This is a genomic window from Aeromonas sp. 603757 (genome assembly GCF_049171255.1).
Taxonomy (GTDB): domain Bacteria; phylum Pseudomonadota; class Gammaproteobacteria; order Enterobacterales; family Aeromonadaceae; genus Aeromonas; species Aeromonas veronii_A.
Window position 1 is genome coordinate 175,763 of sequence record NZ_JAAKOE010000001.1, and the last position, 14,120, is coordinate 189,882.

The window sequence follows — 14,120 nt, forward strand, 5'->3', positions numbered from 1 at the left end:
CCCGTGGCGGGGTAAGATCCCCCGGCTATCAAAACAGGCCCGTTGGGCGAGGTTGTAATGAAGATCTATATCATGCGTCATGGCCAGGCTGGCATGAATGCGAAAACAGATGAACAGCGTCCATTGACCGAGCAGGGTATTGAAGAGTCTATCCAGATGGCCCGCTGGCTGGCGCCTCAGCTGATTGGCCCGCTGGATCGGGTGATCCACAGCAACTATCTGCGGGCACGCCAGACCTGGCAAGCCATATGCAGTGAATTACCTGACGCAGCAGCCGTTGAAGAGAGTGGCGACATTACCCCTTACGGTGATCCCGCTTTCGTGGCCAGCTACCTCACCACTTTGGCGCAGCAACATGACCAGATCCTGATGGTCAGCCATCTGCCGCTGGTGGGTTATCTGGTGCAAAGCCTCTGTCCGGCCGCAGGAGCACCCATGTTCGCCACCTCGGGGATCGCCTGTATCGAGTGGCACGATGGCAAAGGAGCCTTGCTCTGGCTCGAAGGGCCGCATACAATAGGCTAAAAGTTAATAAAAAGTTATAGATTGAATTTTTTGGGAAGAGATGGGCGAGTTTTCCGGATTTTTATAAATACTTTACGGAATTAATTCGCAGAAGCTGCTGTCATACGGATACAACTGCAAGAGGTTGCAAACGATGAGAGTGTTCAAGAAGTACCTGCCACTGATGGTGGCAAAGCATGTCAAAACCTTCTTTAAAGGTCGGATTTACATCCATGGTCGGGGGCGGTTTGATTTCCAATCCGGTTTGTTGCTGATGCCGAATCCGGCGGATATTCCCCACCGCCAGACAGTCACCGAAGTCAACGAGCTGATCTCCAGACTGCACATGGATGCCGCGTGATGCGCTTCTGAACCTGTTTCTGCACTGATATGCCCGCACTTTTGCGGGCATATTTGTTTCTGGCTACTGGCGTTCACCATGTGGCTGTTCAGGCCCACACCTTTGTTTATCTTCCATCGCCCCCTATACTGGCCCGCTGTTGTCTCTTCGGTCTGGATCCTCTCATGCCCTTTGCCTTTCTGTTTCCTTTCTCCTGCATTGCTATCTGGGCTGGCAATGGCATCGTCAGCAAACTGGCGGTTGGTGTGTTGTCCCCGGCAGCCTTGGCCTGGTCGCGCTGGGTGGTGGCTGCGCTGGTATTAAGCCCGTTTCTGGCCCGTCGAGTATGGCGTGCCCGTGCCCGTCTGCGCGCTGGCCTTTGGCAGATCGCCATGCTGGCCTCGCTGGGCATGGTGCTTAATCAGACCTTTGGGTACTACGCCGCACAGACCATGGGGGCCACCGAGATGGGATTGATGATGGGGCTGACGCCACTGTTGACCGTGTTACTCAGCATCTGGCTGCTGCGTGAGCGGCCCACCTGGGGCGCCGTGCTGGGGGCGCTGCTCTCCATCTTTGGCTTGTCTATCTTGCTGGGGCAGGGGGATCCGACCCGACTGTTTACCCAGGGTATTCATATCGGCTCTGTCTACATGCTGCTCTCGGCGGGCACTTATGCCCTTTATAGCGTGCTGCTCAAGAAGTGGGATTTGGGGCTCGACAACTGGTCGCTGCTCTACGGTCAGGTGCTCTGCAGTGTGCTGATCCTGACCCCCTTCTTTCTGCTGGTGGATGGTCAGCTGCCAGAGGGGCGTGCGATCTGGCTGATCTTCTATGCGGGGATCCCCGCGTCGGCCCTCTGTCCCTGGCTCTGGATGCAGGGGATCACCCTGCTTGGTGCCAATCGTACCGCCATCTTTATGAATCTGCTGCCAGTGATGACGGCTGGCCTTGCCATCACCCTGCTGGGAGAGCGGCTGACCAGCTATCACCTGATCGGGGGCGGTCTGACTCTGCTGGGGGTTTTGCTGGCTCAGTTGCTGGTGCGTCCGGTGGTGATGGGCCGCCGCCGGGTAGTGCTGGCACCCTGTCCCGAAGAGTAATCTTGCGTGAAGGTGTAGAGGGGCCAAGTGGCCCGTTTGGCCGCCAATGAAAAGCGCCTGCAGCAATGCAGGCGCTTTTTTATGGTCACATCTTGCCGAGCCGGTTACTGGGCAACCAGATAGAGCTCCTTGCTGTAGACCACATCCTGCGGGTTAAGGTGGGGATAGCCTTTCACGAAAGGCTTGAGCAACCTGGATTTGACCGAGAAATAGATGGGGGCGATGGGGGCATCCGCATCAATGAGAGCCTCTGCCTGCTGATACAGGGCATTGCGTTCAGCGGGATCCAGCGAGTCGTGGGCCTTGGCCAGCAGGGCGTCGTACTCCTTGTTGAACCACTTGCCGCTGTTGGCGCTGCTGCTGGAGGTCATGATGTCGAGAAAGGTGGAGGCGTCGTTATAATCCCCGTTCCAGCCATAGCGGCTAACCCCGAAATCCCCCTCGTTCAGCGCCGAGACCATGGTCTTCCACTCCATGTTGTTGAGGGTGGCAGTGACCCCTAGGTTGTGTTTCCACATGGAGGAGACGGCCAGCGCAATCTTTTTGTGGCTCTCGTTGGTGTTGTAGAGAATGTCCACTGTGAGTGGCTTGTCCGGACCATAACCCGCTTCGGCCAACAGGGCTTTGGCTTGCTTGATCCGCTCCTCTTTGCTCTGCAGCTGGCTGGCCGGTTTTTTCAATTCAAAACCGTCCACAATGGGGGGCGTGAAGCTATATGCGGCAATTTGTCCCTGCCCCAGGATCTTGTCGGTGATAGTCTCCCGGTCGATGGCGAGCGAGAGCGCCTTGCGTACTTTCGGGTCATCGAACGGTTTGCGCTGGGTATTGAAGACATAGTAATAGCTGGCCAGCGTGGGGACGCTGACCAGTTCTTCCGGGCTCTTGCTCTTGAGCTGTTTGTATTGCTCCAGCGGATAAGTGGTGTAGTGCAGTTCACCGGTGCGATAGCGGTTGTAGGCGGCGGTTTCCGAGACGATCTCCAGATAGATCACCTTGTTCAGGACGGTGTGCTGGTTGTTCCAGTAGTGGGTATTGCGCTCGGCGCTCAGCCGCTCGTTGGGGGTCCACTCCTTGAGTACAAAGGCGCCGTTGGAGACGATATTGCCCGGTTTGACCCAATCCTTGCCGAATTTTTCAATGGTGGCCTTGGGGGCCGGGAATGTGGTGTAGTGGGCCAGCGTTTTTAGGAAGAAGGGAACCGGATTTTTCAGGGTGACCTGCAGGGTGTGGTCATCGAGCGCCTTGATCCCGAGCTCTGACGGGCTCTTCTTGCCCTGGGTCACCTCGCTTGCATTGACCACACCGGTCAACTCGATAAACCAGGCGTAGTTGGAGGCAGTCTTGGGATCGGCCGCCCGTTGCCAGCCGTAGACATAATCGGCGGCGGTGACCGGTTCACCGTTTGACCACTTGGCCTCGGGCCTCAGTTTGAAGGTGTAGACGGTACCTGTCTTGTCGACCTCGTAGCTGATGGCACCTGCTGGCTTGATCTTGCCGGTATTATCCAGCTCGTAGAGCCCTTCAAACAGATCGTTGACGATGGCACTACCGGCGGTCTCTTCTACCAGCTGGGGGTCGATGGTGGTAGGTTCGGTGCCGATATTGGTCACGTAGATTTGTTGGGCATCCGGCAGCAGCTTGGTACCGGCAGGCACCTGGGCAGCCCAGGCGGGAAGGGCAAACAGTCCGGCTACCATGCCGGCAATGAGAGTCTTGTTCATTGATAATCCTTGAGTTTTATTTGCTTCCAAAGCGAAATCAGTGTGCTGGATTGGCGATCGGATCTCAAGAGGCAATGGTTGAGGGAACGGCAGGGCCATCAGACTCCATTTTTAATGGCTCAAGGCCAGTCAGCTCATGGCTTGTCGCAGGTTATTGCCACGAATTAAGGGTCCGAAAGTTATCGATTGAAACCGAATGAAACGCGTCTTTTACCATAACGTGAGGCGAAATAGCTTATTTAATAGGCCGCTTAATTCGCTGCAAAAACAAAAAACAGACGTTACATTAGGTTACAAATCAAGGCCGCCGGTGATCGGCATTTTTTTTGCCGACGCCTGCAAACGTTTTCAATGCCAACGGATGCGATCTAAAGGAACAAAAATGCGAAACATGATCACCATGGGTGAGTTCATCGTCAAAAAGCAGGCGGATTATCCTACCGCGACCGGCGAGCTGACCTCGTTGCTCAGCTCGATCCGCCTTGCTGCCAAGGTGGTGAACCGGGAGATCAACAAGGCGGGACTGGCGGATATCATCGGTTCCATGGGCGCTGAAAACGTACAGGGCGAGGTGCAGCAGAAGCTGGATGTTTATGCCAACGAACGCTTCAAGGCGGCGCTCGAAGCGCGCGGCGAGGTGTGCGGCATGGCCTCGGAAGAGGAAGAGGACTTCGTCGCCTTTGACTCACCGCTCTCCAAAAACTCCAAGTATGTGGTGCTGATCGACCCGCTCGATGGCTCCTCCAATATCGACGTCAACGTCTCGGTCGGGACCATCTTCTCCATCTACCGCCGTTTGAGCCCGCAGGGTTCGCCGGTGACGCTGGAGGACTTCCTCCAACCGGGCAACCGTCAGGTCGCCGCCGGTTATGTGGTCTACGGCTCCTCTACCATGCTGGTCTACACCACAGGATTTGGCGTCAACGGCTTTACCTACGACCCCTCCATCGGCTGCTTCTGCCTCTCCCACGAGAACATCCGCATTCCGGAAGAGGGCAAGATCTACTCCATCAACGAAGGCAACTACATCAAGTTTCCGGACGGGGTGAAGAAGTACCTGAAATATTGTCAGGAGCGCGACGAAGCGACCCACAGACCCTACACCTCCCGCTATATCGGCTCCCTGGTCTCTGATTTCCATCGCAACCTGCTCAAGGGTGGCATCTACATCTATCCGTCCGGCACCAACTCGCCGAACGGCAAGCTGCGCCTGCTCTATGAGTGCAACCCGATGGCGTTTCTGGTGGAGCAGGCCGGTGGCAAGGCATCCGATGGCTTTGGCCGCATCATGGATATCCAGCCCACCGCGTTGCACCAGCGTACCCCTTACTTTGTTGGCTCGACCAAGATGGTGGAGCGGGCCGAGGCCTTTATGCGCGAGTTCTCCGCCCATGAGGATCCAGCCAACCAGGGCTGATCGTCAGAGGTGTAGGTTGGTGCTGAGCGCAGCGAAGCCCAACATTTACCGATGCGATTCCCTCTCCCCAGGGATAGGGCAGGGTGAGAGGAATGGTTTTCACTGCCCCCCTCATCCCCGACCCTTCTCCCACAAGGGGAGAAGGGAGACGCTAGTAGCCAGCCAACATAAGCAAAACGGGAGCCAATTTGGCTCCCGTTTTTGTTGGCATTCTCTTTCTGGCTCGCCGCCAGCGTTGCAGAGACTCACAGGCTGTTGCTGGCCAGATCAGCCAGCAAACCATCTACCAGTTTCAGGCGCATGGCGCGATCCTGGGTCGGCACCTGGAAGCGCAGCCGGGTCGGCCCGTCCATCTTGTAGACCCGTGGCTGGCTGGAGAGCAGTTTGACCAGATAGGCCGGATTGACCTTGGTCTCTTGCGTGAAGTCGAGATAGCCGCCGCGCTCGCTCATCTCCACCCGGCGAATGCCAAGGGCAGTGGCACGCTGACGGAAGGCAGCCAGCTCCAGCAGGGTTTTGGTCGCCTCCGGCAAGAGGCCGAACCGGTCGATCAGCTCCACTTTTAGCTCGCGAAGCTCCTGCTCGTCCGCCGCACTGGCAATCCGCTTGTACATGGAGAGACGCATATTGACGTCCGGAATATAGTCATCCGGCAGCAGCGCAGGCAGGCGCAGCTCCACCTCGGTGTGCTGGCTCATCAGTTGCTCCAGCGACGGCTCCTTGCCATTTTTCAGTGCCTCGACCGCCTGCTCCAGCATTTCCATGTAGAGGGTGAAGCCCACCGATTCAATCTGGCCGCTCTGATCGTCGCCGAGCAGTTCGCCCGCGCCACGGATCTCCAGATCGTGGGTCGCCAGCGCAAAGCCGGCACCGAGATCTTCCAGCGAGGCAATCGCCTCCAGCCGCTTGGCTGCATCCTTGGTCATCAGCTTGGGATGGGGGGTGAGCAGATAGGCATAGGCCTGATGGTGGGAGCGGCCAACCCGGCCCCGCAACTGGTGCAGCTGGGCCAGACCGAGGTGATCCGCCCGATCCATGATGATGGTGTTGGCGCTTGGCACATCGATGCCGGTCTCGATGATGGTGGTGCAGACCAAGAGGTTGAAGCGCTGGTGGTAGAAGTCGGACATGATCCGCTCAAGGTCACGTTCGCGCATCTGGCCGTGGGCGATGCCGATGCGGGCCTCCGGCACCAGTTCCGCCAGATCGGCGGCGCACTTCTCGATGCTCTCGACGTCGTTGTGCAGGTAGTAGACCTGACCGCCGCGCTTGAGTTCCCGCAGCACCGCCTCGCGCACCACCGCCGGTTCGTGCTGGCGGACAAAGGTTTTGATGGCGAGCCGCTTGGCGGGCGGGGTGGCGATGATGGAGAGATCCCGCATGCCGGACATCGCCATATTGAGAGTGCGTGGAATAGGAGTGGCGGTGAGGGTGAGGATATCCACATCGGCCCGCAGCGCCTTGATCTTCTCCTTCTGGCGTACCCCGAATCTGTGCTCCTCATCGACGATGAGCAGCCCCAGATCCTTGAAGGTGAGTTCGGAGCCGAGCAGCTTGTGGGTGCCGATGATGATGTCCACCTTGCCTTCAGCCAATTCCTTCATCACAGCGCTCTGCTCCTTGGCGGAGCGGAAGCGGCTCAGTACCTCGACCCGCACCGGCCAGTTGGCGAAGCGGTCGCGGAAGTTGTCGTAGTGCTGTTGCGCCAGCAGGGTGGTGGGCACCAGCACGGCAACCTGCTTGCCGCCGTGCACCGCCACAAATGCCGCCCGCATCGCCACTTCGGTCTTGCCGAAACCCACGTCGCCGCACACCAGTCGGTCCATGCTCTTGGCCTGACACATGTCCCCCAGCACCGCATTGATGGCGTTGAGCTGATCGTCGGTCTCCTCGAACGGGAAGCTTGCAGCAAATTGGCGATAGGCCTCTTTGTCGTGCTTGAAGGCAAAGCCGGCGCGAGCGGCGCGATGAGCGTAGACATCCAGCAACTCGGCTGCCACGTCGCGCACCTTCTCCGCCGCCTTGCGCCGCGCCTTGCTCCAGGCCTCGCCACCCAGCTTGTGGCTGGGCGGGTTATCAGAGCCGGTGTAGCGGCTGATAAGGTGCAAACTGGTGACCGGCACGAACAGCTTGTCGCCGCCGGCATATTCGAGGGTCAAAAACTCGGTGGGCAGACCACCGGCGTCGATGGTTTCGAGCCCCAGATAGCGGCCGACCCCATGATCCAGATGGACCACCGGCTGACCCTGGGTCAGCTCGCCCAGGTTTCTGATCACCGCATCGGAGCTTAAGTTTTTGCTCTTCTCCCGCGCCCGCTTGCTGCGCACTTTGCCGCCCAGCAGTTCGGTCTCGGTGATCAGCGCCAGTGGATCCTGACCGACCTCCTGCCACAGGAAGCCACGCTCAAGCGGTGCAACCAAGAGGCCGTGGCGATCCTGGCTTGCCATAAAGGCGTCGAGGGAGGGGAACTCTTTAGGTTGCAGCGAGATACGCGCCAGCAGATCGCCGAGCACCTCCCGTCGCCCTTCGGATTCCACCGCAAACAGGGTGCGCCCGGCAAAGCCTTGCAGGAACTGGTTAAGCGCCAGCAGAGGTTGCTCCTTGCTGTGATCGAGTTGCAGATCGGGCAGCGCCGAGATAGGCAGATCGTGCTGACCTGCATCGCCCGCAGTGGCGGCCTCTTGCAGCCGCACCGCGCCATATTGGCCCAGAGAGGCAAAGAGCTGCTCCACCGGTAGATAGAGCTGGGCTGGGGGTAGCAGGGGGCGGGTGTTGTCCCAGCGTCTGTCTTCATAGCGCTGGCCGATGTCGTTCCAGAAACGCTGGGCGGCGGGGTAGATATCCCCCACCGTGAGCAGCAGGGTCTCTTCCGGCAGGTAGTCAAACAGGCTGGCGGTCTGGTTGAAGAAGAGCGGCAGATAGTACTCGATGCCGGCGGGCCAGCGCCCCTTGCTCACCTCCTGATAGACGGAGCCCTCGGCCCGCGACAGCTCGAACTGCTCGCGGAACTGGCCGCGAAACAGTTCGATGGCCGCCTCGTCGGTAGGGTATTCCCGGGCGGGTAGCAGGCTGACAGTCTTGACCGGTTCGCTGGAGCGCTGGGTCTCGGGATCGAACGGGCGGATGGAGTCCACTTCATCGTCGAAGAAGTCGATGCGATAGGGGCTGCTACTGCCCATGGGGAAGAGATCGAGCAGGGAGCCGCGAGCGGCAAATTCGCCATGTTCCAGCACCTGATCCACCGCCACGTAACCCGCCTCGGCCAGGCGTCCGCGCAGCTGTTGCAGATTGAGGCGCTGACCGGCCTTCACCATCAGGCTGTATTTGTCGAGATAGACCCGGGGGGCGCAGCGCAACATCAAGGTGGAGATGGGGACAATCAGCACCCCCTTGTTCATCTGCGGCAGCTTGTAGAGAGTCTCGAGCCGCTGGGAGATGATGTCCTGATGGGGAGAGAAGGTGTCGTAGGGCAGGGTCTCCCAATCGGGGAACAGTAATACGGGGGCGGACTGATCGGCTAGCTGCTTGTCTGCCAGCAAATACTGAAGCTCCTGCTCCAGGCGCAGGGCGCTCGGGGTATCGGCGGTGATAAGCAGTACCGGCCCCTTGGCTTCATTGGTGAGACGGGCTGCAATCAGCGAGAGGCTGCTGCCGACCAGCTGGCCGAGCGTGATCTTTTGGCCCGCTTTGGCGGGCAAGGCGGGGAGTGTCATTGGCATGATTCGATTCTTTTAACGTTGACGTTATCTATCGCGACGTTCGCTCTGGTTAGCGCTGGCGTTCTTGGGCGCGCAGCTTGAGCTGCTTCGATTGCACGTGGAGGCTGGCTCGAACCAGCAGTTCACGGTCATCTTCGCGGATCCGCACATAGTCGAGCTGCACATGGGTGCCATGTTCACCGCCGTCGAGCTGTTTGACCTGGCCATAGCAGTAGATGGCGGCCGCCTCTTCCCGCAGGAAGATCTTGAGGCGGACGATCTGGTGCAGGTGCGGCGCATCCCCGTGATCATGATAGGGGTGTAGGTAGGTGAGCTGGCCAGCCCCGAAGCGCAGGGTGTGAAAGCGCTGCTCCGGATGGTCCTGCAGGGAGAGCACATAGCCCATGATCATGTCGATCTTGCGGGACTGCTGATTGACGATCTCGATCAGATCGTGCATCGACTCGTTCTGGTTGCGCAGCAGGCGAGTGGTCACCAGATCGATGGAGGTAATGGCCGAAGAGATCCGAAAGGGCTCCGGCAGCTCAGCGTCCAGCTCCTCCAGCGAGGGGAGGTGGAAGTCGGCCGGCATGGGGATCACATTGACCGGCGTGGCATGAGTGACGCTGAAGAACTGTTCCTGCATGGAGGCTATCCCTTGTTGTCATGGACGGTTTCCCTTTATTATCCGGTATCTTATTTTGTTGGCAACGTACATATCCTTGAAGACCGGACTTTTTCAGCCCCTTTCGCTGGCCATCGGCCTGCGTTATGCAGGCTCGAAGCGCAGCAATCGCTTCGTCTCATTTATCTCCCTGTTCTCTACCTTTGGCATCGCCATCGGGGTCGCCGCCCTGATGGTGGTCATTTCGGTGATGAACGGTTTCGAAGGGCAGCTCAAAGGGCGCATCCTCGGGGTGATCCCCCATGTGGTGGTGACCAATGAGGCTGGCCGCATTGATGCCGACCCGCAAGGCTTGCCGGATCTGGCCAAATTACCCCATGTGGTCGCCTCGGCCCCCATGCTCGACAGCGAAGGGATGCTGCAAAGCCCCGGCCAGCTGACCGGGGTGAGCGTGCAAGGGATCGACCCTGCGCAGTGGCCCAAGGATGACATCCTCCACAGCCAGATGCTGGGGGGGCGCCTCGATACCCTGCAGGCGGGTCACTACCGCATCGTGCTGGGGCAGGGGGTGGCACGCCGCCTCAATGTCTCCATCGGCGATCAGGTTCGCCTGATCCTGACCGAAGGGACCCGCTTCACCCCGTTTGGCCGGGTACCGGCCCAGCGCCTCTTTACCGTCTCCGGCATCTTCGGGGTTGGCGCCGATGTGGATAACCAGATTGCGCTGATCGCGCTGGGGGATGCCCAGCGGCTGCTGCGTCGGCCGCCAGAAACCGTCGGTGGCATTCGCCTCTGGCTCGATGATCCGTTTGCGGCCGATGAGGTGATCAAGACGCCGTTGCCTGACGGATTGGTCTGGCAGGATTGGCGCCGCGAGCGGGGCGAGCTGTTCCAGGCGGTCGCCATGGAAAAACGGATGATGGGGCTGATGCTGGTACTGATCATCGCCGTCGCTACCTTCAACATCCTCTCCGCGCTGGTGATGGTGGTGACGGACAAGGAGGGCGAAGTGGCCATCCTGCGCACCATGGGTATGAGTGAATCAGGGATCGTTAAAATCTTCATGGTGCTTGGCGCCTCCAGCGGGGTGATTGGCGCCCTGTTTGGCGGACTGGCAGGCCTTGCGCTCTCCCTGGGTCTCAACCCTCTGCTCAATGCGGTGGGGCTCAACCTCTATATGGCGGCGGGCGGCAGTGGCCTGCCGGTGATTGTCGAGCCGGCTCAGGTCATCACCATCTTGCTGGGCGCCGTGCTGCTGAGCTTCAGTGCCACCCTCTATCCGGCGGCCCGCGCTGCGCGGGTGAAACCGGCCGAGGCGCTGCGTTATGAGTAATGCCGTGAATAATACATCTTCTGTTGTGACTGGTGCCCCCGTAGTTGCGGGTGCCAGCGTTGTTACCGAGGCAAGTGGAGCCCCTGTTATGAATGAAGCCGTATCCCGTGAACCTCTGCTGCGCTGCCAGGCGCTCAATCATGTCTATAAAGAGGGGGAGCTGGAGACTCAGGTGCTCAAGGGGATCGATCTCTGCGTCGCGCCCGGTGAAATGCTGGCGGTGGTGGGGAGCTCGGGCTCCGGCAAGACCACTCTGCTGCATCTGATGGGGGCGCTGGACAACCCCTCCAGCGGCGCCGTGCTGTTCAAGGGGGAGGATATCCACCATTGGGACAGCCGTAGCCAGGCCCGTTTTCGCAACCGCGAGCTGGGCTTTGTCTACCAGTTCCACCACCTGCTCTCCGAGTTCAGTGCGCTGGAAAATGCGGCCATGCCGCTGCTGATCGCCGGTGAGTCGGTGGCGGTTGCCACCGAAAAGGCAACCAAGATGCTGGGGCGGGTGGGGCTCTCCCATCGCTTGAATCACCGTCCCTCCGAGCTCTCCGGTGGCGAACGTCAGCGGGTGGCCATTGCCCGGGCGCTGGTCAACGAACCGAGTCTGGTGCTGGCGGATGAGCCTACCGGCAATCTGGATCACGCCAGTGCCACCGCGGTGTACGAACTGCTGTGTGAACTGAATCGTGAACTGGGCACTGCGTTTGTGGTAGTGACTCACGACTTGAGCCTCGCGGCCAAGCTCCATCGCCGGGTGACCCTGGTGAGCGGCGTGATGGCGGAGGTTGCCTGATGTTCAAACCGCTGCCCCTCTTTCTGGGCCTGCGTTACAGCCGCTCCCGCCGTCGCAACGGGTTTATCGCCTTTATCTCTGCCTCTTCCCTGATCGGTATTGCCCTCGGGGTGATGGCGTTGATCCTGGGCCTCTCCGCCATGAACGGTTTCGAGCGGGAGCTTAAAGATCGGGTGCTCTCGGTCGTGCCGCAAGGTGAGCTGGACGCCGTCGAGCGGCCGCTGCCGGATTGGCCACGTCTGCGTGACTATCTGCTGGCCCAGCCGGGCGTTGAGGCGGCTGCGCCGGTCATTCGCCTCAATGGCCTGCTGGAGCATGGCTCTGCCCTCAAGGGGGTGCAACTGCGCGCCGTGCTGCCCGATCTGGAAGCCAATCTGTCGGATGCCGGCAAATACATGACGGGCCGTGGTCTGCGTGAGCTGCAACCGGGTGAACGTGGGGTGATCCTTGGCAAGACCATCGCCGACAAGCTGGGGGTCAAGGTGGGGGATTCTGTTGCCCTGCTGCTGCCGCAAGGGGGCGATCAGGCGGGGATCAAGAATCCCCGCCGCGAAGCCCTGACCGTGGTAGGGCTGCTGGAGATCGGCGGTCAGCTCGACGGCCTGCTCGGCTTTATGCATCTGGCCGATGCGCAAGCGATCACCGGCATGGGCAGCGATGTGGAGGGCTTCAGCCTGCGGGTGAGCGATGTGCTTAATGCACAAAATATTACGATCGCCGCGGCGCAGCAGTTCCCTCATCATGTTTACATCCGCAGCTGGATGAACAGCCAGGGTTATCTCTATCAGGACATCCAGATGGTGCGTACCGTCATGTATGTGGTGATGCTGATGGTGGTGGCAGTGGCCTGCTTCAACATCGTCTCCACCCTGGTGATGGCGGTGAACGAGAAGCGCAGCGAGATCGCTATCCTGAAAACCATGGGGGCGAGCCCCGGCCAGATCCGGCTCACCTTCGTCATTCAGGGGATGGTCAACGGCGTGGCCGGTGCCCTGCTCGGCGCCCTGCTGGGCGGGCTGCTCTCCAGCAAGCTGACCCAGATCCTGAGCGTTGTCGAAAAGCTCATCGGTCACCGCTTCCTCAATCCGGATATCTACTTTATCGACTTTTTGCCGACCGAGTTGCATATGCAGGATCTGCTTATCGTGACGGGCGCCGCCATCCTGATGAGTCTGGTGGCGACCCTCTATCCCGCCTGGCGGGCGAGCGGTCTGGTGCCATCTCGCGAGCTGGGTCACTGATGGGTTGCATCTAATCCGCTGATAAAGACGAAGAGCCCGCCGGTGTTAAACCGGCGGGCTCTTCTGTTTTCAGGTCATGTAGACTGGCTTAGTGAGCGTTCAGCTCATCGAGCGGCAGGGAGAAGCTGGCCACAAAGATATCGATAAAGTAGCGCATCTCCTCGCTCATCCGGGCTGCCAGCATGGCCTCGAGGCGCTTGCGAGCCGGTTCGAACTCCCGGTTGCCCGCGTTGATCTCCTCCAGACACTTGGTATAGGCGCAGAGGGTGTCGGCATCCTTGACCAGCCTGGCCAGCTCGTCATCCTGGGCTGCCGAATCGAGCAGGGGGCGAAAGTCCTCCACCAGTTCCGGCGGCAGCATGCCAAGCAGACGCTGCTCGGCGGCCAGCTCTATCTTCTTGTACTCGCGGGCAATTTCGGGGTTGAAGTATTTGACCGGGGTGGGCAGATCGCCGGTCAGCACCTCGCTGCTATCGTGGTAGAGGGCCATCACGGCGGCGCGGTCGGCATTCACGCTGCCGCCAAACAGTCGATTTTTGATGATGCCGAGGGCATGGGCCACCATGGCCACTTGAAGGCTGTGCTCGGCAATGTTTTCCGGCTGGATGTTGCGCATCAGGGGCCAGCGGTAGATGAGTTTCATGCGGGCGAGATTGGCGAAAAAGTGGCTGGGTAACATGACGGCCTCAACAAAAGAGAATAGAAAAGGGCAGACCCTAGTCTGCCCTTTTTTTCGTTGCAGGGCAGCGTCTGCCCGCGCATTTCCCGTGTTTAGCGGATATAGCGGCCCGATTCAGCCTCTTGATTGGTCACAATCATCTGGCCGATAGGCGCCAGACTGATGAGTGCCAGCTTGAGATGCTGGATACCGAACGGGATACCGATAATGGTCACGAAGCAGGCCAGCGCGGAAGCGATGTGGCCGATGGCGAGCCAGACACCGATCAGCACGAACCAGAGGATATTGCCAATCAGCCCCAGAGTGCCGGTGCCGATATCGCTCTGGCCAGTCATGGTCTTGCGATTGACGGCCTGCTTGCCAAACGGGAAGAAGGTAAAGGTGCCGATCACGAAGCAGGCACGTCCCCAGGGGATGCCGACCAGCGAGATAAAGCAGACAAGACCGGCCAGCCACCAGGCCAGGCCCATAAAGACACCTCCCAGTACAAACCAGAGCAGATTGAACAAGAAGCGGAAAAAGGCCATGTGAGTGACTCCAGATCATCAATTTGGTTGCCACCATAACGAGGGAGGGGTAGGGACGCAATGGTTGATTGGCCCAATCGCCATTTGGCTGGACAAATTGAGTCGCCGCCCGCAACGGTGGGCTGTTTTTCGGTGAAAAATGGGC

Annotated in this window: 12 protein-coding genes; 7 read left to right on the top strand and 5 right to left on the bottom strand. The window is 59.5% G+C overall.

What is annotated here, in order from left to right:
- Nucleotides 1-57 precede the first annotated feature (57 nt).
- The 3 genes from sixA to G5332_RS00730 all read left to right on the top strand — a co-directional run bounded on the left by sixA (nucleotide 58) and on the right by G5332_RS00730 (nucleotide 1,947).
- Nucleotides 58-525 carry a phosphohistidine phosphatase SixA gene (gene sixA / locus G5332_RS00720; RefSeq protein ID WP_005351311.1) on the top strand — a complete coding sequence of 156 codons (468 nt, stop codon included), beginning with the start codon at nucleotides 58-60 and terminating at the stop codon, nucleotides 523-525.
- Between the two features lie 133 nt (nucleotides 526-658).
- Nucleotides 659-865: a DUF1107 domain-containing protein gene (locus G5332_RS00725; protein ID WP_005336998.1), complete on the top strand. Its 207-nt coding sequence runs from the start codon at nucleotides 659-661 to the stop codon at nucleotides 863-865.
- Nucleotides 866-1,029: 164 nt separating this feature from the next.
- On the top strand, nucleotides 1,030-1,947 hold the full coding sequence (locus G5332_RS00730) for a DMT family transporter (RefSeq protein ID WP_421249219.1): 918 nt from the start codon (nucleotides 1,030-1,032) through the stop codon (nucleotides 1,945-1,947).
- A 104-nt stretch (nucleotides 1,948-2,051) separates the two neighbouring features.
- Here the strand turns inward: G5332_RS00730 and G5332_RS00735 are convergent, their stop codons facing one another.
- A complete protein-coding gene (locus G5332_RS00735; RefSeq protein WP_227340693.1) occupies nucleotides 2,052-3,668 on the bottom strand; it encodes a peptide ABC transporter substrate-binding protein in 1,617 nt (538 codons plus the stop codon).
- Nucleotides 3,669-4,050: 382 nt separating this feature from the next.
- On the opposite strand from G5332_RS00735, the gene fbp reads away from it, so the two are divergent.
- On the top strand, nucleotides 4,051-5,085 hold the full coding sequence (gene fbp / locus G5332_RS00740; protein WP_005336993.1) for a class 1 fructose-bisphosphatase: 1,035 nt from the start codon (nucleotides 4,051-4,053) through the stop codon (nucleotides 5,083-5,085).
- A 245-nt stretch (nucleotides 5,086-5,330) separates the two neighbouring features.
- Here fbp and mfd read toward each other — a convergent pair whose 3' ends face one another.
- Together mfd and G5332_RS00750 are read right to left on the bottom strand one after the other, a co-directional pair.
- The gene (gene mfd, locus G5332_RS00745; RefSeq protein ID WP_421249294.1) at nucleotides 5,331-8,798 is read right to left on the bottom strand and encodes a transcription-repair coupling factor; all 3,468 of its coding nucleotides are present in this window, start codon (nucleotides 8,796-8,798) and stop codon (nucleotides 5,331-5,333) included.
- A 55-nt stretch (nucleotides 8,799-8,853) separates the two neighbouring features.
- A complete protein-coding gene (locus G5332_RS00750; RefSeq protein ID WP_005351323.1) occupies nucleotides 8,854-9,429 on the bottom strand; it encodes a hypothetical protein in 576 nt (191 codons plus the stop codon).
- Nucleotides 9,430-9,505: 76 nt separating this feature from the next.
- Between G5332_RS00750 and G5332_RS00755 the strand changes: the two genes are divergently transcribed.
- From G5332_RS00755 to lolE, 3 genes are all read left to right on the top strand, one after another.
- Complete coding sequence (locus G5332_RS00755) at nucleotides 9,506-10,741, top strand: lipoprotein-releasing ABC transporter permease subunit (protein ID WP_421311031.1); 1,236 nt, start codon at nucleotides 9,506-9,508, stop codon at nucleotides 10,739-10,741.
- Between the two features lie 88 nt (nucleotides 10,742-10,829).
- Nucleotides 10,830-11,528 (top strand): lipoprotein-releasing ABC transporter ATP-binding protein LolD, encoded by a 699-nt coding sequence (gene lolD, locus G5332_RS00760; protein ID WP_421249221.1) that lies wholly within the window; start codon nucleotides 10,830-10,832, stop codon nucleotides 11,526-11,528.
- Nucleotides 11,528-12,769 carry a lipoprotein-releasing ABC transporter permease subunit LolE gene (lolE, locus tag G5332_RS00765; protein ID WP_005336986.1) on the top strand — a complete coding sequence of 414 codons (1,242 nt, stop codon included), beginning with the start codon at nucleotides 11,528-11,530 and terminating at the stop codon, nucleotides 12,767-12,769. The genes lolD and lolE overlap by 1 nt, the downstream gene beginning before the upstream one ends.
- A gap of 88 nt (nucleotides 12,770-12,857) precedes the next feature.
- Here the strand turns inward: lolE and yfbR are convergent, their stop codons facing one another.
- Nucleotides 12,858-13,448 carry a 5'-deoxynucleotidase gene (gene yfbR, locus G5332_RS00770; RefSeq protein ID WP_421249222.1) on the bottom strand — a complete coding sequence of 197 codons (591 nt, stop codon included), beginning with the start codon at nucleotides 13,446-13,448 and terminating at the stop codon, nucleotides 12,858-12,860.
- Nucleotides 13,449-13,540: 92 nt separating this feature from the next.
- Nucleotides 13,541-13,975: a YccF domain-containing protein gene (locus G5332_RS00775; RefSeq protein ID WP_005336982.1), complete on the bottom strand. Its 435-nt coding sequence runs from the start codon at nucleotides 13,973-13,975 to the stop codon at nucleotides 13,541-13,543.
- Between the last annotated feature and the right edge of the window lie 145 nt (nucleotides 13,976-14,120).